The 25,788-nt window shown below is 49.8% G+C and carries 28 protein-coding genes and 1 pseudogene; 3 read left to right on the top strand and 26 right to left on the bottom strand.

Features of this window, described 5'->3' with window-relative positions; genetic code table 11:
• Positions 1-135: 135 nt before the first annotated feature.
• From HP552_RS25295 to HP552_RS25205, 19 genes and pseudogenes are all read right to left on the bottom strand, one after another.
• The gene (locus HP552_RS25295; protein WP_175398152.1) at positions 136-558 is read right to left on the bottom strand and encodes a phage tail assembly chaperone; all 423 of its coding nucleotides are present in this window, start codon (positions 556-558) and stop codon (positions 136-138) included.
• Between the two features lie 228 nt (positions 559-786).
• Positions 787-1,245, bottom strand: a complete 459-nt coding sequence (locus HP552_RS25290) for a phage tail tube protein (RefSeq protein WP_175398151.1) — start codon at positions 1,243-1,245, stop codon at positions 787-789.
• Between the two features lies 1 nt (position 1,246).
• Positions 1,247-2,563 (bottom strand): phage tail sheath family protein, encoded by a 1,317-nt coding sequence (locus tag HP552_RS25285; RefSeq protein ID WP_175398150.1) that lies wholly within the window; start codon positions 2,561-2,563, stop codon positions 1,247-1,249.
• The gene (locus HP552_RS25280; protein ID WP_175398149.1) at positions 2,563-2,799 is read right to left on the bottom strand and encodes a YqzN/YkzM domain-containing protein; all 237 of its coding nucleotides are present in this window, start codon (positions 2,797-2,799) and stop codon (positions 2,563-2,565) included. The genes HP552_RS25285 and HP552_RS25280 overlap by 1 nt, the downstream gene beginning before the upstream one ends.
• Before the next feature lie 21 nt (positions 2,800-2,820).
• On the bottom strand, positions 2,821-3,252 hold the full coding sequence (locus tag HP552_RS25275) for a phage tail terminator family protein (RefSeq protein ID WP_175398148.1): 432 nt from the start codon (positions 3,250-3,252) through the stop codon (positions 2,821-2,823).
• A gap of 143 nt (positions 3,253-3,395) precedes the next feature.
• Positions 3,396-4,619, bottom strand: a complete 1,224-nt coding sequence (locus HP552_RS25270; RefSeq protein WP_175398147.1) for a tail fiber protein — start codon at positions 4,617-4,619, stop codon at positions 3,396-3,398.
• Positions 4,619-5,212: a YmfQ family protein gene (locus tag HP552_RS25265; protein ID WP_175398146.1), complete on the bottom strand. Its 594-nt coding sequence runs from the start codon at positions 5,210-5,212 to the stop codon at positions 4,619-4,621. The genes HP552_RS25270 and HP552_RS25265 overlap by 1 nt, the downstream gene beginning before the upstream one ends.
• Entirely contained in the window at positions 5,205-6,344 is a 1,140-nt protein-coding gene (locus tag HP552_RS25260; protein ID WP_175398145.1) for a baseplate J/gp47 family protein, read from the bottom strand. Before HP552_RS25260 ends, HP552_RS25265 begins: the two co-directional genes overlap by 8 nt.
• A 4-nt stretch (positions 6,345-6,348) precedes the next feature.
• Complete coding sequence (locus HP552_RS25255) at positions 6,349-6,804, bottom strand: DUF2634 domain-containing protein (RefSeq protein ID WP_175398144.1); 456 nt, start codon at positions 6,802-6,804, stop codon at positions 6,349-6,351.
• Positions 6,797-7,207, bottom strand: coding sequence for a hypothetical protein (locus tag HP552_RS25250; protein ID WP_175398143.1), 411 nt, complete (start codon positions 7,205-7,207; stop codon positions 6,797-6,799). Before HP552_RS25250 ends, HP552_RS25255 begins: the two co-directional genes overlap by 8 nt.
• Complete coding sequence (locus tag HP552_RS25245; RefSeq protein WP_175398142.1) at positions 7,200-8,186, bottom strand: XkdQ/YqbQ family protein; 987 nt, start codon at positions 8,184-8,186, stop codon at positions 7,200-7,202. The genes HP552_RS25250 and HP552_RS25245 overlap by 8 nt, the downstream gene beginning before the upstream one ends.
• A complete protein-coding gene (locus HP552_RS25240) occupies positions 8,183-8,812 on the bottom strand; it encodes a LysM peptidoglycan-binding domain-containing protein (RefSeq protein WP_175398415.1) in 630 nt (209 codons plus the stop codon). The genes HP552_RS25245 and HP552_RS25240 overlap by 4 nt, the downstream gene beginning before the upstream one ends.
• A gap of 54 nt (positions 8,813-8,866) precedes the next feature.
• Entirely contained in the window at positions 8,867-10,669 is a 1,803-nt protein-coding gene (locus HP552_RS25235) for a hypothetical protein (protein ID WP_175398141.1), read from the bottom strand.
• Between the two features lie 183 nt (positions 10,670-10,852).
• The gene (locus HP552_RS25230) at positions 10,853-11,287 is read right to left on the bottom strand and encodes a phage tail assembly chaperone (RefSeq protein WP_175398140.1); all 435 of its coding nucleotides are present in this window, start codon (positions 11,285-11,287) and stop codon (positions 10,853-10,855) included.
• A 178-nt stretch (positions 11,288-11,465) separates the two neighbouring features.
• A complete protein-coding gene (locus tag HP552_RS25225) occupies positions 11,466-11,873 on the bottom strand; it encodes a phage tail tube protein (protein ID WP_110897169.1) in 408 nt (135 codons plus the stop codon).
• A 128-nt stretch (positions 11,874-12,001) separates the two neighbouring features.
• A pseudogene (locus tag HP552_RS25220) lies at positions 12,002-13,466 on the bottom strand (phage tail sheath family protein).
• A complete protein-coding gene (locus HP552_RS25215; RefSeq protein WP_175398139.1) occupies positions 13,466-13,666 on the bottom strand; it encodes a YqzN/YkzM domain-containing protein in 201 nt (66 codons plus the stop codon). Before HP552_RS25215 ends, HP552_RS25220 begins: the two are co-directional and overlap by 1 nt.
• Before the next feature lie 68 nt (positions 13,667-13,734).
• Positions 13,735-14,646, bottom strand: a complete 912-nt coding sequence (locus HP552_RS25210; protein ID WP_175398138.1) for a hypothetical protein — start codon at positions 14,644-14,646, stop codon at positions 13,735-13,737.
• A 731-nt stretch (positions 14,647-15,377) separates the two neighbouring features.
• A complete protein-coding gene (locus tag HP552_RS25205; protein ID WP_175398137.1) occupies positions 15,378-17,171 on the bottom strand; it encodes a DUF4127 family protein in 1,794 nt (597 codons plus the stop codon).
• Positions 17,172-17,503: 332 nt separating this feature from the next.
• Here HP552_RS25205 and HP552_RS25200 point away from each other — a divergent pair, with 332 nt between their 5' ends.
• Positions 17,504-17,986: a hypothetical protein gene (locus tag HP552_RS25200; protein ID WP_175398136.1), complete on the top strand. Its 483-nt coding sequence runs from the start codon at positions 17,504-17,506 to the stop codon at positions 17,984-17,986.
• Between the two features lie 114 nt (positions 17,987-18,100).
• On the opposite strand, the gene HP552_RS25195 is transcribed toward HP552_RS25200, so the two are convergent.
• From HP552_RS25195 to HP552_RS25165, 7 genes are all read right to left on the bottom strand, one after another.
• Positions 18,101-19,051: a hypothetical protein gene (locus HP552_RS25195; protein ID WP_175398135.1), complete on the bottom strand. Its 951-nt coding sequence runs from the start codon at positions 19,049-19,051 to the stop codon at positions 18,101-18,103.
• 118 nt (positions 19,052-19,169) lie between these two features.
• Complete coding sequence (locus HP552_RS25190) at positions 19,170-19,805, bottom strand: VOC family protein (RefSeq protein WP_175398134.1); 636 nt, start codon at positions 19,803-19,805, stop codon at positions 19,170-19,172.
• A gap of 19 nt (positions 19,806-19,824) precedes the next feature.
• Complete coding sequence (locus tag HP552_RS25185) at positions 19,825-20,280, bottom strand: VOC family protein (RefSeq protein ID WP_175398133.1); 456 nt, start codon at positions 20,278-20,280, stop codon at positions 19,825-19,827.
• A gap of 69 nt (positions 20,281-20,349) precedes the next feature.
• A complete protein-coding gene (locus tag HP552_RS25180; protein ID WP_175398132.1) occupies positions 20,350-20,925 on the bottom strand; it encodes an NADPH-dependent FMN reductase in 576 nt (191 codons plus the stop codon).
• 183 nt (positions 20,926-21,108) lie between these two features.
• Positions 21,109-21,840, bottom strand: coding sequence for a response regulator (locus HP552_RS25175; protein WP_217506554.1), 732 nt, complete (start codon positions 21,838-21,840; stop codon positions 21,109-21,111).
• A 17-nt stretch (positions 21,841-21,857) separates the two neighbouring features.
• Complete coding sequence (locus HP552_RS25170; RefSeq protein WP_175398131.1) at positions 21,858-23,528, bottom strand: GAF domain-containing sensor histidine kinase; 1,671 nt, start codon at positions 23,526-23,528, stop codon at positions 21,858-21,860.
• Positions 23,529-23,617: 89 nt separating this feature from the next.
• On the bottom strand, positions 23,618-24,100 hold the full coding sequence (locus tag HP552_RS25165; protein WP_175398130.1) for an ArpU family phage packaging/lysis transcriptional regulator: 483 nt from the start codon (positions 24,098-24,100) through the stop codon (positions 23,618-23,620).
• A gap of 684 nt (positions 24,101-24,784) precedes the next feature.
• Between HP552_RS25165 and HP552_RS25160 the strand changes: the two genes are divergently transcribed.
• Together HP552_RS25160 and HP552_RS25155 are read left to right on the top strand one after the other, a co-directional pair.
• Entirely contained in the window at positions 24,785-25,231 is a 447-nt protein-coding gene (locus tag HP552_RS25160) for a helix-turn-helix domain-containing protein (protein ID WP_175398413.1), read from the top strand.
• A 42-nt stretch (positions 25,232-25,273) separates the two neighbouring features.
• Complete coding sequence (locus tag HP552_RS25155) at positions 25,274-25,690, top strand: ImmA/IrrE family metallo-endopeptidase (RefSeq protein WP_175398129.1); 417 nt, start codon at positions 25,274-25,276, stop codon at positions 25,688-25,690.
• Positions 25,691-25,788 lie beyond the last annotated feature (98 nt).

The raw sequence follows: 25,788 nt of genomic DNA, 5'->3' as shown, positions 1-25,788 counted from the left end.
CTTCCACGCGGATGGAGATCATGGCGTATATAGCCGCTCGTTCACGTGTAGAGAAGGCCATCAGCTCATGCGGGAGAATGTTCAATTCATGGAGAGCGTAATAAGCCAGATTGGCTTCCGAATCGCCCTCTTTAATTAGTTTTTTACGTCATCCACCAGTTCGTTCATGTCCTGATTGAAACCGTTCAGCTTCTGGACTTGTTCGCCGAGTGCAGCAAATTCCCCAGGCAGCAGCATTTTCCGCAAAAGCGATTCTGCTCCCATCACGCCATACGAGCGCTGAAGTTCTGCATTTTTCAAATCAGGATACACCACGCTGGCACTCATCAGGCGAGCCATATAATCGTTGGCATCAATGTCAGGCGTGTAAACACCGTTCTTGCCCTTGATTTTGCGAGTTGCGGCCTTGCGACATTCCTGGTTCTCATCCTCGGTCATGCTGCGCAGTTTCCAGGCAACCGGCTCCCCCTTCTCATCCTTAAAACGGGGTGATACGATAAACTCCTCTGTTGTATCCGACGCTGCATTTTGTGCAAAAAACATGCTCAATCCACTCATTGTTCGTTCCTCCTCTAAAGTTAGGCTCCCCGCCGCAAGAAGCGGCGAAGAGCATGTGTAATGTACTGTTAATGTAATGCTCATCTTCAAACGAAGAGAGACTGCATAAGAATTTGGACACGCCAAATAGCCCGTAACACAGGCAAGTTGAACAGGTTTCTTTTACAAACCCGCTGCTAAAGTTAAACTCGTTATAGATCTATGGATAATATGTTTGCCACTTCAAGATTACTTCGGCAAGTTGAACGATACAGGCATATCGACATCTTCAAAGGTAAAGCTCACTTCTTCCTCCAGCGCCTCGGCCTCGGTATCCAGGGATGCCATGATTACACTGTCGAGGTTGACGCCTTTGAGAGTCACGGTCTGTTTGCCAATGGTAGACGAAGGATCTTCATTCGTCACTTCAATGTCGAAGTAGGTGTCCACACCATTCTGCATGTACTGGAGCATCAGCTCACGGAAACGGGATGTTGTATAAAAGATCGTCATGAAACCCGAGCCGGACCAACCGGTTGCTTTGTGCTGAACGCCGCGGCGGCCCAAGGTTTTGACCTCTGCTTTTTGTTTCTCCACGGTTGCTTCGAGTGTCTTCACGTAGAACATTTCTTCCGTCTGTCCGTTAATGGTTGCATATGCGCGGCCTTCCTGACCGGAGATCGTATCGCTTGCTTTCAAAAATGCCATCTTAAACCACCTTCACTTTCATGTATACTTTTTCAACGGAATCTACTGGTTGGACCTGAACCTCGATCAGGATGCTGTCGGTTTCATTCCCTGGAGTCACAGTGATATCTGTGTTGGAGTCAAAATTTTGAATTGCCCCGATATCCTGAAGCTGCTTCAGGTAGGTAACACATTGGGAACGGAACAAGCTGCGCCCATCTTCGTTGTTGTTCACTTTGCCGATGTAATAGGACCCGAAAATTCGTTTCATGTCGTTGGCAATACCATCAAGTACACGGACAACACGGTTTTTGGCAAAATGACGTGCTTTATCCGGTGTCACGGAACGGAATGTGTTCACATCCTGCTCTACCACAGCCCGGTTACTGCTCGCTGTAAAGACGAACTCACCATTACGCAGGGCTGCTTCCGTCTCGCTGTGTGTCAATCGGCCGTTAACATCAACGGCATCGTCATAGGCACGGAACGTAAGAGATTCATTTAGATTAGCTCCAGCTGTTGCGCCAGCTGTCCATGCTACGGTTTGTTTAGGAGTTAGGACGGTACCGTCTGCGAGCACAACGCCATTTTTGACGCTAATTACACCTTCGTGATCCGCAGCTAGATAATCTGCCAGCACTAGCTGTACCTTCTTGCCCTCGGTATCGCGCAGCCGCTTGATGTATGCAGTGTACACAGATTTGAGGGTAGCATCGTCTGAGATCAGACCCACAGTGTTGAAATCCAGCACTTCCAGCTTGGTTAGGAAATCTGCATGCTCCTGGTTCGTTGCTGTGCCATCCAATCCGCCTGTTAGTGGAAGTGAAGCTGTTGTTGTAAGGGCACCTTCGCCAGTAAATGTAACGTATGCATTGGGTTTCAACTCTTCAATGGTGGACACCATTTGTTTATCCACTTCTTTAGTTGAAAGTAGCGTCGTAACATCGAACTGGTCCGGTTCATTGATATTGGCTGAGATCACAACTGCCAGATCATTACCCCGCACGCCGCCGTGTTGGGCTGTAACCGTTAGTTCTTCCAGCGTGGCCTTAGCCTGTGTCCCTGCATTTAAACGATATAGTAATAATGTTTGTGCCCGTTTCAATGCCTCTCGAATCAGCAGCAGTTGAGGTGCCGTCCAGTCATAGCCCAATTTGGCTTGTACATCTTCACCTGCCTGTATGGTCAGGATCGTACCTGCTTCTCCCCATGACAATGGAAGCGCCAAAGCCACTGTTCCTCGCTCTCCTACCGTACCCGGCAGCGAGCCCTCCGATGCAAAATTCATATATACGCCGGGGCGTACCTTGTTTTGTGTTGTCCATGTTCCTCCAGCCATTATTGTGCCTCCTCATTCATAAATTGTTGGATGTGTTGCTGCGCTTCTTCTACTGTGTATGTCACATTCTCCCGCAGTACGGCTGCCAGAATGTCTTTCTCTATCCGGCTCAACTGCCGGGATTCAGCGAACTGTGCTTTGCTGTATTTCTGGTTGTTTTTCTGTTTGGTTTCCGAGAGCTTACTTTCAGGTTCTTTCTTCGTAAACATCGCAAATACGCCTCCCATTCCTTTCATGGATATCTCCTCGTTTGGTTGTTATTCGTTAGCTGCTTTAAGTGCGGTATGTCGCTGTTCCAGATGTTGCATGGTAGTACCGGACTCTGATACTTTGGTGGTTCGCATGGTATAGTACACCAGTAATCGCGGATTGTCGTTCTCCGTCTCCCACCGCAGTTCCGTTGCGCGATAGGGTGTTCCCTCTACACTGATCGTTTCCAGTGCTTCAAATAACTCGTCCGGCAGGGTTGCTGGGATATTGTCTGCTTCGAGCCAGCGGATTTCATATGCATGGGATTGCACGAAGCGATCGCTGCGTTCCCGAGTAAGTTGGGCTGACAGTAGGCGGTAGGTGATGCCTTTGGAGTCTGGGTTGGGGCTGATGCTGCCAGTTGCCGGATGGATTGGGATGTTAGGGAAATGCTGCGCTAATGTAGTTGCGATGGCTGTGGTTAGTTGGTTTGTGGTCATGGTTCACCTCCTTTTTTAGTGGTGAAATCTAAGCTAGACTATCCGGTCAAACAGAGACTGCTTCTGAAGAAGAATATATACGTTTAAGCATGTCTTATAAAAGATATAATCAGCTCCACCAGGTAAAATTTAAAGCACTTTCTTTATACTGACACTATAGTAGTACTACTACTATAATAGTGAATTCCAGTACCTTGACCTCCTGCCCAGGCACCGTCAGTTATATTAGATTTTGTGATATACAGTGCCAGTTCCAACTCACCGTCCACGTTGAAGCCTGGTGGGATATTAATAGCAGTGTATGGTTTGTTTCTAGTTGAGTTGCCGTTTTGGTAAGATACATATTTAATAGAACCGCTACAACCAACGTTCTTTCTCGTCGAATCCAAAAATAAACTAGTCAAAGTTGCACCTATATCAAAATTGTACCAGCTATAATTGTCGTTGTTTATATTACCACCTGATATACTCAGAAGACTGATTCTGTTAGCATTAGTATCGAATAGGCATATATCCATACTTGCTGCATATTGATTTACTCTCGTTGGAGTATAGCTGTTTCCGAAATTGATTGAACCTGTAATCATTGTAATCAGCTTTGTTCCGGCAGGAAATTTCGCAAATGAAGTCCATTTAGTCCCCTCATAAGATGTTCCTATCGTTACATCGCTCTGACTGTTGGTGATATTTAAGTTTTGGTATCGTCCTTGTTGTATCTTCGCTACATTACTCGCCATCGTTGCAAATTGTGCGTCTGCCGCTGTTGGTACTCCCTTGCCAGTAATCGCAGCGGCAATTGATGCTTTCCCGTTACTGACAGATTGCTTTAAATCAGCGACACTCGTGACCCCATTCACATCCCGAAAGATAATATTTCCACCACGTTCGTTAGAGATTGTAAAATCTGAAGCTGCTGGGGCTGTGCCGCTGCCAAATCCTATATAAGCCTTTCTTCCAGCCGTTTTCCCTTCAGGATAGTAACCCATGTAGACATGATTAGTAGTAGGAGTTGATACAAGGTTGAGCGGTCCTGCTAATCCAGAACCAACATCCCCACCTGCTATTGGCAAACTCGAATTCTTCGCATTCGTCTCAGCCGCCACCCTCGCATCCCTTACCGCCTTCTCAGTTGCCGCCACCGTCTCGGACGTGCCATCCGTCTTGCTAGACAACTGCACCTTCCCTTTCTGCGTCAAAGACGCATCAGGAATATCCATCTGGCTGACTGCTTCGCGAAGCGTATCCAAATCTGCCTGTGTCGCAACACCTCTATCAATTTTCTCAAAAATCCCATTAATACTCTCCCGGGTTACGGTCTCGTTCCCCAAGGGAAGAGGCAATTTCAGTCGATCCGTTTCTTGTGGCATTACGCCCACACCTCCAGTTCATTCCACGTCAAGGACGCAGCGTCTAGTTCATCCCAAGTTACCTGTTTCCTATCCAAATCGTCCCACACCAGATAGCGATATTCATACTCCACAGCCATATGAGCCGGTTTCAGTTCATCAATCGCGCGTTTGAGATCATCGATATTGGGCGGGATACCCATCGTATCCACAAAGCTCACCGTAAAGCTCCACGCCTCCGGTTGAAACGTCACGTCCACCTTGCCTCCAGCATATGCCTCAGCCACATTTGCAACCAGCCTGCCGGAAAATGTCCCGGCACCGCGTAGCTTCGACTCCACCACGGCACGTCGTTGCTCCACGGGTTTGAGTCGATCCGTCTCAAGGCCAAGTTCCTGCTCCCAGAAATCCAATCCCCACGTCGCCGTACGGACAAAAAACTGATCCAATGTCTCATCCAGCGCCTGATACAGCAGATCCATCTCAGTACCTTTGGACTGCATATCGGCCTGCATAACACGTGAAGTCTCATAATAACTCGGCAAATACGAGAACAGCTCTTTCCCCTTCGGGCTTGAGATTGTAGAAGCCACAACCCCCGGCAGACTACTCATGGACATCCACCGTCCCCAGTACCGCCACCTGACTCGCGGTCATCTCGATATTCTGGTCGCTTACGCCGTTTACGGTTAGCTCCGAATAGTCGATAATCGGGGGAATGTCCAGCAGGATCGCGGCAATACGGGTGTATCGCACGAGCGGATCGGCAAAAGCGAGCTGCTTCAAATACGCGATCACCCCGCGTTCGATCAATGCTCGGACATCCGCCAAGGTTGCATCACTCGCCAGCGTCAACTTCACCTCAATGTTCATGGGCACTTCCTCGGCTGGCATGACCGACACCACCGGACCTGCCGGAGCAACGCCTTCACCTTGACCATCCTGCGTCGGGTCCACATACTTCTGCACGGCCGCCACCAGATCGCTGCCTGCAGCACGTTTGTCCGTATCCAGCAGATACAGTCCTACCGTGCCCGGCCCCTTCCATAACGGAATTACACGTGTCGCGCCAACACCTGGCACTTCGCTGGCCCACTGCACATACTGTGCCTTGTTGCCGCTTGTCCCCTGGTTGCGGACTTTGGCATAAAAGCGTTCCAGCAGCGCCGTATCTGCCTCGATATCCGCACCGCCTTTGATAACGTCCGCGTTCACCACAGACGTCACGCCACTTACCGGTGTAGACAGCACGGTTAACGTGCCTGCCGGCACATTGCTTTCTTTTCCGGCAACGAGCGCCCGCACACCAACCACACCGAATCCATCTTCACCAAGCTCTACGCTCCCAACGGTCTCGTATTCGAGCGAAGCTTCGCCAGATACCTCATCCGCGAGCGTAGCCACAACTGTACCCTCTGGCACCACTTTCCCCGGTGTACCCGTGAACCTCACCGTGCCTTGTGCCGCTACCGCGGCCCGCCGCGTAATACCATGCTCTCCCGCCCGCAGATCCAGCTCTTCCGAACGAAAATTAGGATCGCTGCTCGCAGCCGTACTGGCAAACCCTCGCCGAAGCAGCTCCTGCGCCCATAACGCCGCCTCGGATAGCATAAACGCAACCGGAGCCTCCGCATCCCACAGAAACGATCCCTCCGACTTATCCAGATCCGCGGGCAGACGATCCAGCATGCGCTGCATAATCTGTTCCTCCGTCTGGTCCTCCAAATAACGCGGAATCTCAGCCATCCCGTCAGATCACCTCACTTTCCAGAATAAACATCTCTTCCTGCACACTCGCCACCCAGCACGAGAACATGCACTGCTCCCGATTCCAATCGAACGTGAACTGGTCTACCGAATCCGTGCGTGGATCAGCCAGCAGCGTCTCCGTCACCATTCGGGTAATCTCACTTTCCATCACACCCCGGCTGTCCCCTTGACCCACCAACTCTTCCAGCTCCGAGCCATAGTTCCGGGAGTAAATCACATGTCTGTACCGCGGCGTTTTCACCGCCTTGATGCACCACTGCACCCAGGCTTCCTGCGGACCTGCCGCAGCCACTTTGCCACTTGGGGTCACCACAAAATCCCCCGCATCGTAATCGAATCGCCAGCTCCGTCCAAAGCGTACCTCTTCCGAAGTCGCACCCGACAGGTCCTCTTCATCTCCCCAGACCACACCCGTTTCCGGGAACAAACTAGGCATTCGCACTCACCACCTTACACAGCACCACAATGTCGTTACCGCCATTCACCCGCATCGCCAGCACACGGTCCCCAGCCTTCAGGCCTTTCCCCAGAGACCACACCGCTTCTTCCACTTCCCCTTCTTGCAAAAGAAACCTTCCCGTGCCAGTCGTTCCGCCATTCGCCACGTCAGATATTCCGGAGATCGCGCCAGCAGCCTCGCGCTCCGGCAATCCAAGCGTGCCCGGCAGCTCGGCCACGAGATAATCCTTCACTTCGTGCTTAAAATCATCCAGCTTCACGCCGGACGATGTCATTGTACCCAGCACCGCTCCCATGCCGCTTACGGCCTGACGGGTATGCGTACTCATCGCACCCCGCATGACCTCGGCAAAATGCCCATACGGATCTTCCTTATTCAAGGTAATACCTCCTTTTCACCAGCTCCGCCGTGCCCAGCTCCAGCGTCATCGTACCAGGCCCGGCCGATAGGTCTCGGCTGACGGACATGACGATCAGCTTCAGGCCTTTGAGCAGTACCGCATCTCCAGCACGAATCGTATTCACATCCGGTGCCGAAACGGTAAAGGTCTCCTGAATGCCTGTCAGACGGCTCTTCGCCAGCTTCTTGGCCGCTGTCGCCGTTTTCACCTGATCGTCCTCGATCAGCTTCTGCAATGTTCCCAGTTCCTCCACGCCCTCCTGCTCAATCGCCAGCACTTTCGATGGAACTTCCTTGCCGCTACTGGATTCTGACGCAGCCATGACTTTTACTTTGGTGACCGCGCCTTCCAGCGTACGCATCTGGGTCAGATCGATCAGCCGATCCAGCTCGTACACCTTCGCATTACTGCCTATCTTGAAGAGCTGCAGCCCTCCCGGCGTCATCCGGGGATGATACATGTCTCCGCCAGACTTCGCGGTTTCCTTCAGATCGGCAAACATCATCGAAAAGATGGTCTGCGACCGGTACACCGCTTTGCCCAGCTTCGTTTTGGTGTCTGGCAAGGTTCCATATGGAATCTTCCACTCCTTGGCGTACGTTTTGAGCCGCTGCGTGGCCGTTTGGTCTTTGGGCAGGAGAAACTCGTCTTCCGATTTTTCCAGATAGATCATCCGGTCGTACACCGTGAGAGACAACCGTTTGGTGCCGCTATTCGAGCTCTCCACCTCCCAGATGACCGCAGGATGCAGCAGATGAACCATGGTTTTTTCGCCAAAAGGAACCCCGCTGATCCGCACCGCCATCCCTGGTGTTATCGCAGGCAAACCGGAAGATGCAGACACCGCCAGCCGAATGCTGGCCTGATAGGCAATCTGATCGAGTGAATCCTTTAGCGTAATCGTCTCCACCAGCTTGGTAAGGTCATACTTGTCGTCCACAATAACCTTGTAGGTCATGGCATCACCAGCTTTTGTCCGGGCTTAATCCGGTTCGGATCACTGCCGATGGTTTTCACATTGAGCTTGTAGATCTCGTTCCATTTGGAACTGCTGCCCAGCTCAAGCTTTGCAATTTTGGACAGAGAATCGCCAGATTTGACGGTGTAGGTCTTGCTGCTCTTTTTCAGATCGGTACGAGAACCCGACTTGCTTCCTGATGTTGCCGCGCCGATCTTCTCCACTTTGGAATCCCGCCAGGTGCGCAGCGTAATGTCAAAATAAATGTCCCCACTCTCACCGCCCCGAAAGGTCGTATTGTGCGAGATCAGATACACCGGCACGTTCACCCCTGTGTTGGAAATGATGAAACGAAGTGGTTTTTTGGATACGAGAAACGTATTCAGGATATTCATCGCCACCCGCGGATCAGGTACAGGCTCGTACATGCAATAGGACGCATCATATTCTTTCGGAAAAAAAGAAGAGAAAGTGATCTCCTTCACCTTCTCTCCCTGTGCAAAATCAAACTCGCCATACTCTAGCATATTGATCGTTTCAAATCCTTTGGACCTTGAAATTGTCAGCTCCTCCGGCTTCACCGGGAATTTGAACGATGTCGTTCCGTCCTTCAGGGTGAATTCCATTTGAATTCCTTCCACGTTGTCTTTAAGTACACTCATAACAGCCCTCCTTTCTGCTTAGGCCATAATGGTTTTACGATTTTCCATCGCTCGGCGGAACTCTCCCGAAATTCGCTGTCCAACTTGATGTGTGATCGCATCGTAGTCGATGGCATTTTCACGGACAGTCACCTGCACAGCCCCTTGAGGCACGTTGACGGCGATCTGGTTGGTCGTTTCGGTTTTAAAATCCTTGAGGTAACCGGCCAGACTGCTCATCTGGTCTTCTGAAATTTGTACTGTCATCGTAGATGATTTCCCATTCGTCTGAGCGCCGTTACCGAGCGCCATCGCTTGGGACTGCATCACACTTGTTCCCATGAGAGCAGCTGTCGTAGATTGACCGCCATTGCTGTTCGCATAAGCCATAGGCCCAGTTGTTGTGAGCGCAGATGGAATATAGGCTGGTGGCATCGACGGACCAGTAGGTACTGGAGTTGGGTTAGCGACTGTTGTTGATGCTGAGACGGTTTTTTCTTCTTTTTTAGAACCAAAGCCGAAGAAATTGGAGATGCCACTTGCAATATTCTTCGTTTTTTCAGAAACAAAATCCGCTGCAGTCGACAACGCTTTGCCTGCACCTTCCGTAGCGTTGGACATAAAGTTCCCAATATCTTTCGCTTTGTCCCCGATCCAGCCTCCTGCCGAACTTCCGGCCCATCCACCTAATGCACCGCCAATATACGTGCCGATCCCAGGTAAAATAAAACTGCCAATGGCGCTACCAATCGCGGTACCAGCAGTTCCACCGATCATGGATCCGACTGCTCTGCCCCGTTCCTCAGGAGGAGCAGTGACAACATTCGCTACATCGGCAAGCATGCTAATTGGTCCAAGAAGTTTACCCGCTCCCTTCGCGAGTCCCCCGCTCAGTTTGCTGAACATACCATTGCCAGAAGACATATTGGACATTGGCGATCCTGAGGGCACATTTGCACTGAAGCCGATTCGGTTAGAATTTAGTTTTTGATCAAAGTCCACTTTCAGCTTCTTCTCTTCTGCACCAGAGATGTTAGTAATAATTTTTTTCGCCGGATCGGAAGCAGGCGTTTTTACAGTTCCCGTCGCACGTTCTTGGTAGGACTTGGAGCCGCTCTTGTAAGGGCCTTTTTTCCCGCTCTCTGTTGCGGCTACAGTTTTAGCACTGCCACCACCTGCACTTTTGGTTTTGCCACCTTTAGCTCCGCCTTTTGAAAGCCTCCCCACGAGGCTTCCGCCAGAGCAGCAGCAACATTGGGAAATACTGCTTGTGCTTGGTTTCCCTTTAAATTTATCGTAGATGACCTTAACACCATTTCCGAACTTACCAAGCAAGTCTGTTGCATTATTAAGCGGATCAACAATATCATTAAACATTTGAGCAAACTCACGCCATTTGGGCAGAGGCTCTTCCTTTGCAGCATTAGTTACCGTATTATTGTTGCTCCCAATGTTTAGAGACAACGAAGGACCGCTCGCCGGACTCAACTTCCCCATAGCCATTTCAACCTTCTGCTTCACCTCTACCGAAACCGTTCCCGAAGCCTTCACCATCTGGTTACGGAAACTATTCAGTTTCGCTAATGCACGGTCCAGTGCCGGGCTCAATTGATCATCCAGTCCAATCTTCGGCGTGATTCGCAGCCTGCTCAATCGAACAGCCGTACTATAGATGCTTTCCAACCTGCGCCCGGTCGTTCTCAATTCATTGTTCACCTTGATTAGACTTTGATAACGAACTCTCCCCAGACGTTCCGTGGAACGCTGGATCTGATCCAGGTAACGGATCGTGGTCCGCATTTCCGCATTGGATTTGGATAAACCCACAATCATTTCTGCCACTTCATTCACCCCCTGTCTAAGCTAATTATCGATTCAATTGTGAGGTGATCGCCGCCATTTCCTCTTCCGAGAACGCAATCAACAGCGAGCGCTCGCCTCGCGGCAAAGACCAAAACTCTCCGGGACGAAGATGGTGACGAACCCACATGTGATACAGGAACGTGGTCATCCCGCCGGAGTGAATCAGTTTTTTAGGTCTTCAATCTCCACACCGAAGCCGGATAACTCCAGTACCTTGTCTCCTACGGCATCCAGTTCACCCGCGAGCAGCATGCGGCGAACTGCCTGTTCCCCACCAGACAGCTTCATGCGGCCGGTGATACGGGTATCTCCCCAACCAGACAGTTCTAGGCCGCGGACATTCATTTTTACCGTTGCTTCGGAAATCAGCAGTGCGTTAAACGTTTCGGTATCCACCTTTTCCTCGGTGCGGCCTTTCGTCGTTTTGCGAATCGTGCAGCGCTCACGGATCTGATCCACTTTGGAGGACGTCAGTCCACGCAGGGTCAGCAGCAGATCCAGACGCTGAATGCGCACATTCTCCTCCGGCAAACGTTCTGCTGCTTCAAACAGCTGGTCCAAAATCTGTTCTTCGGACATGTTTTCATTCATACTCATAGGGCGCAATCTCCTTCTCATCTCACAATTGGATAACTCATTTCAACAATTAGGGCAACAAATAGACCGAGATGCTCTCAGCCTCCATGTGTGTCCCTATCTTGTTATATCAACCTGCTCATATGCTTGATCAGACAAATTCCATTACAAGGTCATCCTTATAAGGCCATCCTTGATCTTAATTCGCTACAATCGGATTCAACAGTTCAAACCCTTCAAACGTAAAGCCTGTTTCCTCCGGCACTTCCTCACCCGCTGTCCAGTTTGCGAGCTGGATTTTGTCCACCATGCAGCCCTTAAGCAGGACACTTTCATGTCCATACGACTCTGGATCGTCCAGCTTCGAGATGATTTGGAACTTGGTGAAACCGCGCTGAATCATGTCGGAAGTAACTTTGTAACCTGTCATCGTGCCTGTTCCCTTTTTCGCACCATTTTTGTGAACTTTCCAATCGTTTCCGACCAGGTTCAGCTCACGTTTTTCAATTTCCACACTGGCCTCCAACTTGTTAATGTTCGTCTGCCACACGCCATCGATATGCAGCTGACCATGGGTACCGAGAATAACTCTTGATGCATCCAACATGGTTAATTCCTCCTTGGGATCTTTTGAAATGTATATAATTTGATCTAATTCATGGTTACACAGATTAACTCCGTGGTAAGAACAATCTTTCGGTTACGCTTAACCCCGGACCTTTCCCTCCACTCGACTTATTGCACGTAAAATGTACCAAACAACTGCTCCATCACATCGGTTAGCTTCACATTCCACTGCAGGAATACCTGATCTGCCTCCGGTTTCAGGATCGGTGCTGCGCCATAATAGGCTGGGTCGAGAATGACGTCATACCCCTCAGCCTCAATCACATTGCTCTGTGCGAGCAGCGCAAGATAGGCCTTCATCGCACCAATCAGTGCCTGGCGGCCTTCTTCAGTGTTATTCACCTTACCGATATACGCATCTTCTGCAGAGCGCTGCAAATCCGTGTTAATCGCATCCATGACACGAATGGAACGGATTTTTTTCCATGCGTTGTTTTGTCCTGCAGCAGGGGTCACGAGCGTGTTCACACCGCGAAGTGCCTTCACCTGACGTCCATCATGGAAGAAAATAAACACACCATTCTGCACAGCCTGCTCCTGTTCGGCACGAGTCCAGCGGCGCGTCACGTCATCGAATGGAGTCGCTGCATACGTTGTCGATTCGTTCAGACGTTGTCCGGCGATCAGACCGGCGACATATGCAGATGTCTCCGCTGAACTGTAGTAAGTATCGCCAAGACGCACACCAGTACCGACATTAATCACGCCTTCGTGATTCAACGTGAGTGAACGTGCGGCAGCCTTCTGTGCAGCTGCTGCAGACGTATCGTCTGCGGTAGTCCCGGCCAAATACAGCCATCACCGGTTTGCCTTCGCTGCGTACACGTTTCACCCAAGCCGCAAAGCTTGCCAGCAAAGGCGCATCCGCCGCCTGATCCAGTGCCAATACATCGAATTGCTCGCCTTCCAGCGCGCCTTGTACTGCAATATATTCCGCGTTCGTCAGATCATCGTTGCCACTCACACCGCCTTTGAATGCCGCACCTGAAACGGTCGCAACCACACCCGTACCATCGCCAATCGCCTGAGCATTCACCCACTCATTGGACTCATCCTCATTCATCTGTTTGGCCAAAGAAGCTGCCGAAATATCCGCAGTCAGGAGTGCGTACAGCATCCGGTTCCCTTCAAACAGGCGCACTTCATGCTTGGTGTTATCAATTACTCCCGGCTGAATCGTGACATAGAATCCGTTCGCACGATCCCCCGGATACTTGGCATCCAGCTGCAGTACGTCCGTGTCGCTGCTGTCCTTCAACGTAAGACTGGCTGCTTTTGCCGTGGCTCCCGCTATCCGATAGGCGAGCAGCTTCTTCGGGCCGCCCAGCAGGGCTAGCTTCAAGGACGTATAGGCTGTACCATTATCCAGCGCATGCGCCGAGAAAATGCGTTCAATAGCCGCTTCACTACCGATTTCCACAAATGTGCCCACCGGACCCCAGTTTGCCTTGATCGGAACAACAACGGTTCCCCGATTGCCTGCCTGAATGGCTGAAGATGCTGCCGCCTGAAAATTCATATATAAGCCCGGAAGGACCGGACGATTCGTTTGCTCCCATGTTCCGCCTGCCATTATCCCTTCACCTTCGCTTTCATAAATTGGTTGATTCTTGCTTGTGTTTCTTCAATGGAAAACGTCTGCTGCGCTGCTTCGTACAGCGCACCATGCAGCACCTCTGCCTTAACGGCAAAGAGGGCTTCCGCATGATTCATCAGTTCCGCCCGCGTATATTGCGGGTCAGCCGGTTTGCCTTTTTTAACGGAGCTTGCCATCGCCATCTCACCTCATCTTTAGATTACAAATTCCCATCCAACCTACTCACGATTTCTTGCCATAATGACTACTCGATTCCCTTGCTGTGATGAATCTCGCGAATAAGTGGCACTTCCGTTCCCGGACGACGAATACGCTGCTGCAGCGTCAGACGGATCTGCCCATTCAGGTAGGCATCTGCCTGCAAATCAGCTGAAACTTCGTCCACAGTCAGGTACCTTGTGTCGTCTGTATTCGCCAAAGCAATACGGCTCTGAACAGCCAGTTGTTCAACCAGGCGTGTGACCGCATGCCGGGTCGCCCCCGCATCCGCAGTAACGACGTGTCCAGTCCACTGCTTTCGGATCTCCAGGGCCGAAGTACCCGTCGCAGCTGAACTGTATCCCGTCAATCGCCACAACACAGACTGCTTCTCGTAACCTCCCGGCCAAACATCGCCATACACAGACCATTCGGAGCCAAGCTCTGTCCGTGTCCAGTTTTGGAGCGCAGCCATCCAAGGATCCTGAGTAGTTAGAGAAGCATTGTCCTCAATAGATTCAGGAACATACACCCCGAACCGCAGACTTCGCGTCATCATGCCCGATCCGGCGTCCACCCTGTCACAGTCGGAAGAGCCAAAATAGATGCAGGTAAAAGCTGCACCCTCCTCATCCTCCAGCCGCACCTGATGCAGTCCCTTCACCAGCTCTGCGGACCACTTTTCAAGCTGTTCTGCTCCTCCATCTTCCGGGCGTACATATGGGGAAATCTTAATAATACGTCGATATCCCGCCCAGGCAGACTTTAGCACTTCTTCGGCAAAAGCAATCACAGCGCAAGGTCCAGTCAGCACCTCTCCCTGTGAAAGTACATCCAGCACCCGGCCATTCCATGCCGGAACAAGTGCCGCAAGCTTTTGCTTCAGTGTCTGTCTCACAGCCACACTCATTTGACTTGTCCCTGTAGCTGTTAAGCTCGTCTCACTTTTCATAGACACATTCATTTCGCCCCCTTCAGCTGCAAGTTTGTCATCTGCTCGCATGATGCAGCCAATAAGTTAAATAAAAGAATACTACACTCTTAAACTCCGCTAGCAGAACCACCTTCCGATCGCTCTTATCCCCAGATTTCTTTGGTTCCCTTTTACAAAGGTGAAATCCGGTGATAAAGGCGAAGCATATGCTTCCGAAGTAGCTTTTTTTTCAAAAAGCTTTTAGCTTCGCTTCTTTAGGTTTTTTCTGCTATCTCCGTAACGGTGTACATCTTGAATTTAACTTTCAATACGGCAGCAAAGGACTCCCCCTTTATGGACTGAGTGAATATCGAAATCAATGCCGGACACGATTCACCGCATCAAAAAGACCGGCCCCTTGGCCGGTCTATACATTAGCGTATGTGCTTTCGGTGTGTGTCCGTTTGCAATTGATCCGATAATACAATCTTACACCCTTTTCTCCCTAGCGCGGATGGTGAATCGTATGACTTCCGTGTGGTTTAAGGCGTGTCTTGGGTGGAAAAAAGACGAGTCCACGTTTCTCACAATATAAGATGAACTGAAACATTTACACGAGAACGAAGAGTGCAGAATCAATCTGGAGAAGCAGAGCGGTCGCGTTTATCACCGGATTTTTCCCTTTAGAGAAGGGAATCACAAAAAGCCGGGTATAACAGTGATCGTAAGATGGTTCTGCAATCGTAGTAGTCTAGTGTAAAGTTTATAGGTTCACATTATTTCAGGGTAACCTGCGGATTCAAGGTAATCTCAAACGCACGTCCCCAGATGAAATCCGGATTTGCATATGCGAGTGCTGCATTGCAGTATTTCGCATACGACACATCGCAAGCGTGGATTTGTTTGATGGCCACATTACCCGGAGCAAAGGCTGTTTTGTTGGCCAGCCCCGCAGTGTAGGTCTGCATCAGATCCCGAAGCAAGGTTTGCAGGTGAGCATAATCTTCCTCGGAATTGAACAGCACCATATTCTGATCGGCCAGAGTAGCCACATTGGTATAGAGTGCATGAGCCCTGGAGTACGTACGGATATCTGCAATCGCTACAGCTTTATAATAGTAATCTTTCAGGAAACGTTTAAACAGCAAGGATCCATGTGCATTCACAGCATCGCGAAGAGCGGATGCCCGCGTTTCCGTTGTGACAAAAGCATATCTGGATTGTCCCATGCCCACGGCAAGGCCAATTTTGTTCCCTGGTGTATTCCATGCGCTGTACCCCAGAACCCGGCCGGTATAGGGACTGTTTAGCAGTGCTTCCGCGACATCCACATTGGCAGGTCCTTTTCCGACAAAATCAATCAGTACCGCTGGCAATCCTTGCTCGCTAATACTTGTGAGCCGTTCAACTGCCGCTTGGACTTGATCCAGTGCCGTAATCGCAATAATCTCGATATCCACACCATGCTGTTTATCCGGCTTCCCTGGAGGTCGGCTTGTCATGCGATCCAGTTCCGAAGAGATGTCAAACGAAGTAGTTTCCTCATCATCTACCGGATAAGCTGCATCCGCCACCAGCACTCCACCTACAATATCAATGTGACGAGAGACATTCTCATGCACATTCATATATTCGTAGGTATTTATAATCGTTGAACCGTGCGGCCCGTAATAATTCACAGCGTAACGTGTTTTCGTACCTCCTCGCAGCAGCTGATTCGCCATCCGCGCGACCAGCGCATGACCGAGACCATCCGCATCCGGTAGGATGATGGCCCGCTCCGGATTTTGTCCTTCATTTCCCCCCAACCATTCGTTAATCCGTGCCTCTACATAATTAATTTCATTAATCTGAACCCCCTGTGTATTGGCATCGTCGACACCTACAGCGAGGAAATCAATGTACCCTTTGCGGGCGAGCTGATCCAGAATGTACAGGTTCGTTTTGAATTTATGCTGTCTGGTATTGTAATATTGCTCTTTATTGAAATAAGTCGTTTCGCCATACTCCACTCCATCCGGAGACAGGTTGTAGCCGTTTATAATGTCTTCAAATTCGGTATACGTTTGACGCGGCTGCTGCATGAGTGCACGGGACTCGTTGTAAGCATCCAAAGCAAGACCGTCTGCAAATGAAGTGGTCGCTAACCGCATAACCGTATCCATGACATACACCGGTTTACGCGGATATTTTTCTTTGATCACTTGGATCACATTTAGCAACCGAGTCGTTTCTTCGTCATATTCCGGATAGGTGCCTCCTCCGTCCTCCCGAAGCTGACGACTGCCAATCAGGCCCCCATAGGCCAGCATATCGGATGAAATAATGAATCCATCGACTTGGGCAGCATGCTTCAGAATAAACGCATAAATGTTGGTCGGAATGCCATACGTAGGTGCAGACGTGCCGAGCAGCGTTGTGCCTTCTGTCGTTTTTTCCGAATCAAGACGGTTTTGAATATCACCCAGGTTCGGCGTAACGATATGGATGCCTGCTGCCCTCCCTTGAACAATGACGTCATCCAAGTTAGCTGGCCGATCATCCAGTGGAACATACAAAACGGTTTTCATATCACGTAACCTCCTGTTTATTAAATTCGTCTTACATAAATACCCGATTAGAGCAGGCACACCATCACCGCATCAAAAAACCGGCCACCAGGCCGGCTGTACATTAGCGTATGTGCTATCGGCATGTGTTCCTTGCTGCTAATCCGATAATACAATCTTACACCCTTTTTTCGCTTGTGCTGACGGTAATCCGTACGGTTTACGCCTGATTGTCGCCGCCTTCCGGGAGGTTAAAAGTCGGTTCCATGTGTTCGCTATGTAGTCATCAAACGTTCTCCTCATATATTACGTTCTAATACATATACATTAGACCCTTATAAAGGATGGATCTCATGAAAAAATCGGATTGGTTTTATTTGTGGATAGCCATACCCAGTTATTTGTCAGGACCTGTCATGTATGCCGTGACGATGTACATCCTCTATAAAGAAACGGACGTTGTGACAGAAGTACTCCTTGGATGGACTGCTGCAACATTCGCCTCAGTCGTTGTACTGTTTTTCCTGCTCGCTGTCATTCTGCTGCGCGTTTTAAAGATCTATTTCTTCTGGCTGCAAACGCTGCTCTATATGGTCCTCTCCCTCATACCCGTATATATGACCACTGTTCTTATGGGATCCCGAAACTCCGGGCTTCCAGAGCTATCCTTTCCATTGTCACCCGAAGGCGTTCCATTATTGGTGTTCTGGGAAAGTATTGCGCTTATGAGTTCCTGGGGAGTCTGGGCTGCTCACAAACCTTCCATTAAACAACCATTCCTACTCGTGTCCAGAGTGATTCTGATCCTATTCATCCTTGAGCTCTGGTCCCATTAAAAACAAATAAAGAGCACTGGCCAGTTCAGGCAGTAACTCTTTATTAATTATATGTTTGCCATTGCTTACTAGGCATCCTTCATTGCCATAAGTGAGCACCTTAAAGTTATATCCCTATGCAATAATATATCGGAAATTTTCCCAGCTCTCCGGGAACGAGTTCCCATTTCTCGCATGATGATAGAAGCTGAACGGAAATTTGAATACATGGCCCTCGTTCCAATCGCGGGAGCGACGGTCAGTATGCCAGTATTCCAGTTCATGCGGCAGAGCCACCGAGCGTTCGGCAGGAACCAATGGCAGCACATCTACCGGAGATTGCAGTGTCCACTGTCCGTTCTCACCGACTGCTTCCCGGCTCAAGCGCAGGGCTTTTACCATTGTCAGGAACGGTGGAATTCCTTTGTGAAACAGTGCCGGATAGCCCAGCTCATGCAAGATGTTGAGCGCATGTCCATAGGTCAGCATATGGCCGATCAGATCATGATGAGCTTCTGCCTGATAGATGGCAGGGAAGGCTCCCAGCTCATCCAGAATCAACCGGGACAGCTGCTCTGGTCCTTCGATATCAGGAAATTCGTCTGTCTCATCAATCTGCAGATTGCGGATTTCCTTAACCGTTGTGTTTAGCCACGATCTTCCCGGTATGGTTTTCTCAAACGAATCGATCAGTTCAACCATCCGTTCGATATCCTGCTCCGTTCCCCATCCATCCAGTTCACGGATAGATTTCAAGGTGAGTGCGCCATAGATCGCCTGGTGTCCAACCCAGTGAAGTTCGCCGATCGTACGATCCAGCGCTTCCGTGATCCGCGCCTCAGCTTCTTCCCTTTCGAGCATTTCACCACTTGAGGAATTTTGCCGCTGATCACTTCCGTGTTTGCGAAGCATCGCTTTCGCTTCTGCGGTAACGCTGCCCGCCGCAAGGGCAGACAGACGATTTTCCCGAACCCAGAAATAGGCTGCTATCGCTCCTGCTCCGTAATGGGCATGCCACAGATCACCTGTACGCTCCCGACTCGAAACGATGACCATCAGGCCCTCCTCCAACAAACGTCGATCCATAACGTCATCACTCCTTCACCGAAAATGAACTTCATCACATCATGTTTACATTGTGTTTACTTCTATAAAATGAATCAAATCGTGCATATATGCCCGTTTCGCTTCCAGATTCAATCATTTACCCAATCTGCAGCCTGCCGACACCTTGAATGACAACTTCCAGCGGAAAGATCTGCGCCTTTTGTTCCGAAAAGAACCAAATCCTTTCCCTCTTCACCACGATAAACAAACCGTTTACGTCCCCTACCGGGGCAAAGGTATTGCTGATCGCTCCCCACCGCTTCAGTCCCATTTGCTCCAATTCTCCTACCGTGGACAATACATCTTCTGATACAAGCCCCACCTCACAAACGTGCAAAACATCTTCCGTCGTGAAAGGACGGTCACTCTCATTATGCGCACTGTGATGAGCAATCAGTTCCAGAATGTTGCCAGCCGGATCTTCGAAATAGAGGGAATGGGAATTCCAGTTCTCAGAATAGGTCTCGTCCTCCCCCTCCTGCGTGCTGAGCTCTACACGTGCCGCTGCCCAGGCCTTGGCCTCCTGAAAACGGTTCGTCGGGATCATCCAGGCAACGTGGTAAAAGGGCTCTTGTTCCATTTCGCTGTGAACAAATATCATGTTCGTCCAACCGATCTGCAGGGTGAATGAAGAATCGGATTCAGTAACCACGTTCAGTCCGAGCGTTTCTTTATAGAAATGTTTGGTCTCTGCCAAACGAGCGGTATACAGCTTCACTTCTTCAAATATCATCTGACTACCTCCTGCTCAATCACGCCCGTCCGTGCATCTTCTCCCATTGACTCCATGGCACCATACCCAGCTCCGGCTTCGCTTCATCCGGAAGCATGGATATGAATTCGAGGGAATGACCATCCGGATCGGTAAAATAAACCGACACAGCCGGCATCCAGCCAAATACGTACAGCTCCCCAATATCATCATTAAGGAAGTTGTGTGTCTCGATCCCTTTATCCTCCAGATACGTGACAGCGTGCTTCATGTCCTCCAGTGATACGTGAAAAGCAAAATGCTGCCGCTGCACCTGCGCGGGGTCCTTTTGCCATAATCCCAGCATGGCATTACCTTTTCCACCAATCCAGTAAAATGAGCTCCCGCGTTCCTTCTGCCCATAGGCATGCGGCAATCCAACAATCTGTTCATAGAAATGATGTGATTTCTCCAAATCCGTCACGTTCAAATGCGTTTCAAATATGCCTTTTATCAAGTGGATGACCTCTTTTCTCTCTATTTCTGTTACTATCTCTTTAGCTTTTAAGGTGAAAATCAACAATTCTCAGCTTCCGGATGAGTTCCGCGCAGTTGTTAATGTCTGAGCCAGATTCAGGAATGAACCGATTACCCGCTGAATTCGATCCTCAATGTCCTGGCTGCCTTCATACTCCTCGTATCCGTCAAAGGTAGCCTCGAAACGTCTGCGCTGTGCACCACCAATGGATATCCACTCCTGTGCATTAATACCATGCAGATTGCGAACGATGGCTTGCAGCTGCAAAAGGGAACTCACACCTACCGCTCCCCCCGCAGAGCTGATGGACAACACCGGTTTGCCGCTAAAGTGAGCCTGGCTCAGGTGATCCAGCGCATTTTTGAGTACCCCACTGATGCTGCCGTGATACTCTGGTGTGGATAAAATAATGGCATCCGCCTCGAGCATGCGCGAGTTCAGCTCTGCCAGATTGTCATCATCCGCCTGCTTTTCATCCGGTGCGTAGAATGGAACCGGTGTTTGGTACAGATCAAACAGGCTGGCTTCATGTCCCTGACTGCGGATGACCTCCACCGCATATTCTCCTAAACGTGTACTGGTTGCATTCTTGCGGTTGCTGCCTGCCAATATGATAATCTTCATCTATGCCACACTCCTACTTGTTTTTGTGAGATCTTCCATCATCAACCTTCATTTCTTCTGTTCTTATCTTACCTTGCTTTATCTTCCAATTCCTCAGCAGATAGACTTAACTTGCAGCACAAAAAAACTCAACCTTTCGGTTGAGTTTCTACGACTTTAGGCTGAGAATAGAGCCCAAATGGGTCAGACCCAGCCGTTTTTCACGGCATGAATGGCTGCTTGAGTTCGATCGGCCAGCCCCAATTTGTCGAGTAAATGACTGACATGTGTCTTTACGGTTTTCTCCGTAATTACGAGCTGCACCGCAATTTCTTTGTTGCTCAACCCCCGTGCAATAAGGCCCAATACCTCTTGTTCACGGCGCGTCAGCATATCCGGTCCTGGCGATGTTCCGTTCATTTGCAGAGGCTGCTTAAGCTTCTGCTGTTCCTGAATTTGCCCGGTTGCTGATGGATCCGCACTTACACTTTGCTGTTCTTGCAGCGACACGTCAGATGATGCCATCACATGCATCAACTGTCCGGCTGCGACAGGATGAAGTTCAGCCTGCCCTGCATACACATTCCTTATAGCAACGGCAAGATCCTCCGGTTCAATATCCTTCATCAGATACCCTTTTACCCCAGCCCGTACGGCAGGAATAACATGATCCTGATCGGCAAACGACGTTAGTACAATAATACGGATTCCAGGCAAAAGCGTGCGCAGGCGCCTGGCAGTCTCAATCCCATCCAGCACAGGCATATGCAGATCCATCAGCACCACATCAGGCTGCAGCTTTTCCGCCTGATCAAGCGTCTCCTGCCCGTTGGAGGCTTCGCCCACCACTTTCATATCCGTCTGCGTGGACAAAAATACGTGCAGTCCGCGTCTCACCATGGCATGATCATCCGCCAGTAAAATCGTAATCGGCATGTCTTTTCCCCCTGACTTTAACCCAATTCGGACGGGAGTGGAATTACTACCGTTACCGATGTTCCCTTACGGGATGAACTTGCGAGTTCGAGCCTGCCTCCCAGCGATTGGGCACGCTCTCTCATAATCGACAGACCCAGCGAGCTGGCAGGCATGGCTTGCCGCCTTTTGGCTCCACCTTTCCCACGGTCCGCAACCACCAGTACCGCTTCAGTATCGGTTAACTGGAGGGTAATATCTGCCGCGGTTACTCCCGCATGTTTGCGTACATTATTCAGGGCTTCCTGTCCAATTCGCCAGAGTCCCTCTTCAATACTGCGAGGCAAGGTACGCATACCCGTTCGGTTTACAATGACCTGCAAACCCTGCCCTGTACCATATTCTTGCAGTGCACTCAGCAGACCGGATTCCAGTCCCGCCGGGCGAAGCTGCATGATTAAGGCGCGCATTTCCTTCAACGCCTCCTGGGATAACGAGCGGATATCTCTCATGGCTTCAGCTGCCGGATGCAGCTCCGCTGAACCGGATAACATGCGCTCCGCTCCCTTGGCGGTCAATGAAAGAGAGAACAACATTTGGTTTACGGAATCATGCAGATCCCGAGCGAGCCGGTTTCGTTCCTCCAGACGGGTTAACTCCCGGCGTTTATCCACCAGTCTCAGACTTTCCCAGGAAGCTGTAATATGTTCTGCCAGTGCATCCATGACCTCCCGATCTGCCTGAAGCAGATCACTCGCTGAGCCGAGCCCCACAACCAGCACAGCCGTTTCCCCAGGAGGACTTAATGGAATGGCAGCGGCGAGGCCCGAAGACATCGCGGATACGGGGAGCGATGTATCGCAAAGCGCAGCCAACTCCCCAATCTCCGCTGATGATAATTGTGCAGCGCGATGAGAATCAATCACACGATGCAGCCGGCGTCCCACCTCTGGAGGAATCTCGCAGAATGTTTTCGTCTCCTCCAAGCCATTGGCATGCGCAGCCTGTACGGATAAAGTTCCATTCTTTTGAGCTAACAGTGCGACAAAAGGCCAATCGTAGTGCTGCACAAGCAGTTTTACAACTGTTCTGGCCATGTCGTCAGCATTGCTGCACTCGTTCATTTTCAGGCCCAGCGATCTGCTGAATTCTCCCAGCCTGGCATACAGATCAGCTCGTCTCTGCTCCGCACTGTACAATCGCATCCGTTCCATGGCACTGCCGATCTGATAGGCTACAGCCTGCAGCAGCGCCAGCTCGCTGTCGCTGAAATGCTCTTTCCCCGGTGACGCAACATTCAACAGTCCCATCATTTTATCGCCTGAACGCAGCGGAACCGTTGCATGATGGGTGATATCATGGGTATCTCCCCACTGATGCTCTGTCGCATCCTCAATCCGTTTGCAATTTATGATATTGACAGCATTATCGAGTCTTCCATCCCAGAAACGGTTTACGCACCAGCAAGTACCACAGCGCATGGGCTCCTTCTCTTTATGCAGCAGGGCTGGCGGCAGGTTATGGTCAGAAACGCAGGAATAGTCTCCACGCTCACCAATCAGAAACACCCAACCTGTCGTTAATCCGGTCAGCTCAAGCAGCTTGCCTACCACTGTATCCAGCATCGGACTCAGGTCATTGGACGTATTCAGCGTCTCCGCAATGGTCTTCAGCGTGTACATTTCCTGCATTCCGGCTTCTTGCGACATGCAGATTCCACTCCTTCGATTGCGCTTGTTGTTGTTCAATTATTGTATACAATCATCAGGGGAGTTTAAAGGATGAACTTGCGCTCGTCTTAGCCAAGTTTCTGACGGCTCTTTCGGGATACAGACAATGGCTCCACATTGATCAATCCCCGGTCGGATAAGGCAAGCGCCATTTTATAGAAAGCACGGGTTCTGATTTTGGTATACGTATCCTTGCTCACAGGCGGATCAAATACATGGTTGTACACTTTGTAATCAAACACATCATCATCTTTCAGGTACCGTTCACAAACCAGCACCCGTTCCTTCTCACTGAGACGAGACACGATAAAATCAATCGTATCGCAATACGCCTGACGTGCACGCTGTACATCGACATTGTAGATCGCCGTTCTGGCCGTTGAATCCCCAGTGACGTTGGTGGGACCATGGAAACGCTCCGTATAACTCGCCGTGACCATCACCTCGCGTTCTTCAAATGCAATCGTCTTGTAAATCCGGTATTTTTCCAGCGCCGCTTCCACGGCAGTTTGTGTTTTGCGTCGATCCAGTTCGGGCAGCAATAATTCCATATTCGTTCTCCTCCTTAAGGGTTGGTTTCCTTAAACATCTCTTCTTTTATTAGGGTTGTGCATTTTGCTAAAATAGTAACGGCCATTGTCCAGGTTTCTTTTGTTGCCTTTTGGAATCACTTCCGCAGGATTAGTAACCATGAAGATTCCGGTTTCCAGTACATACAGATGGTTTCATTTTAATGTTGTGTTCGTATTTTGTTCGTATTTCTATTTGAGGATACCACTTATTGGAGATTGGAGTAAACCTTCATTTCGGGTCATTTTGACGATAAAATAAAACCCTCGCTCTCATTTCCTATACCTTTTGGCATAAATGTTTCAATTCCCTTTACCTAATGGTATATATACGTTATAGTACAGATAATCACAGATCCTCGTATAAGCGAATTTCCATTTTTAATATTAAGAAGGTACTTGAATGTTAATGCGAACACGAATTCTCGTATAAGTGCTAAAGTAGTGGAGGAGACGGAATCGATTCTGAAAAAGCGATAGCGTTCGCATTTATCACCGGATTTCTCCCTTCAACAAGGGATCAAGGAAATCTGGGGATAACGGCGATTGGAAGAACGATCCGTATCCGAAACGGGGTACCAGCAGATATTAGAGCGTTAACGCAGCATCAAGGGTTTCTTAGTATCTAATGAAATACACTTATACAAATTGAAGGAGTTGGCATGAATTGTGGAGCACGCTTTTGGCCCTTATCTGAAACAACTGCGGGAACAGCAGAGCTATAGCATCAATCAGCTCGCCGAAGCAGCAGGAATAAGCAACTCACAAATTTCACGCATTGAAAATGGAGTCCGCGGTGTTCCGAAACCCGCCACGATCCGCAAATTGGCAGATGCCCTTTCCGTTTCCTATGCCGACATGATGAAGCAGGCTGGATACATTGAAGCAGCAAGCGCAGTAAACGAACCTCAGGATATCCCGGAATGGGCGACCTATAAGGACCGCCGCGATTTCAAGAAAATGCTGGAGGACGAGGATGACCTGATGTTTGACGGAATTCCACTGGATGATGAGGACAAAAAACGCATCAAGGATGTGCTGACAGGTCTGTTCTGGGAAGCCAAACAGATGAACAAGCGCAAAAAAACAGATGAACCGGACAAACGCCCATGAGGCAGAGCAAGCTGATCAAAATGAAGCAGCAGGTGAGATGATATGGATGACATTGTAACAAAGCTGATTCGCAAACATCGGACAAACTGCCCCTTCAGCATTGCCAGAGCCGTTGGAATACAGATCCGTTTCACCAATTTGGGCAAGTCCACCAAAGGGCTGTATTTCCGCAAGCTCCGTCGCAGGTTTATTGTCATTCACAGTGAACTGCCGCCGGAATGGCAGCGGTTTGTATGTGCTCATGAACTTGGACACGACCGATTGCACAAAGGCATCAACCGTTTCTTTTTGGAAGAGCACTCCTATTTTGCTCCCGGCAAGCTGGAAAGACAGGCCAATCGCTTTGCCATTCAATTACTGACCTCAGGGGTCAAGCCGGAACCGGATGAATCCCTGGAGAAATTCTGTTTGCGTACAGGACTGCCGCGTGAAGCGCAGCATTTTTTTTACTCTATATAAGAACACATGTTCCTTTCTTGTGGAATTTAAACTTTATTTCCCATTTGACAGATTAGATGTTACTTTCAGGTTACCTATTTTTACGTAAATCACGAGAT

The organism is Paenibacillus xylanilyticus (genome assembly GCF_013359935.1).
In the GTDB taxonomy this organism is placed as follows: domain Bacteria; phylum Bacillota; class Bacilli; order Paenibacillales; family Paenibacillaceae; genus Paenibacillus; species Paenibacillus xylanilyticus.
The sequence above is the reverse complement of the archived record's forward strand: the minus strand, read 5'-3'. Positions and strand labels throughout refer to the sequence as shown.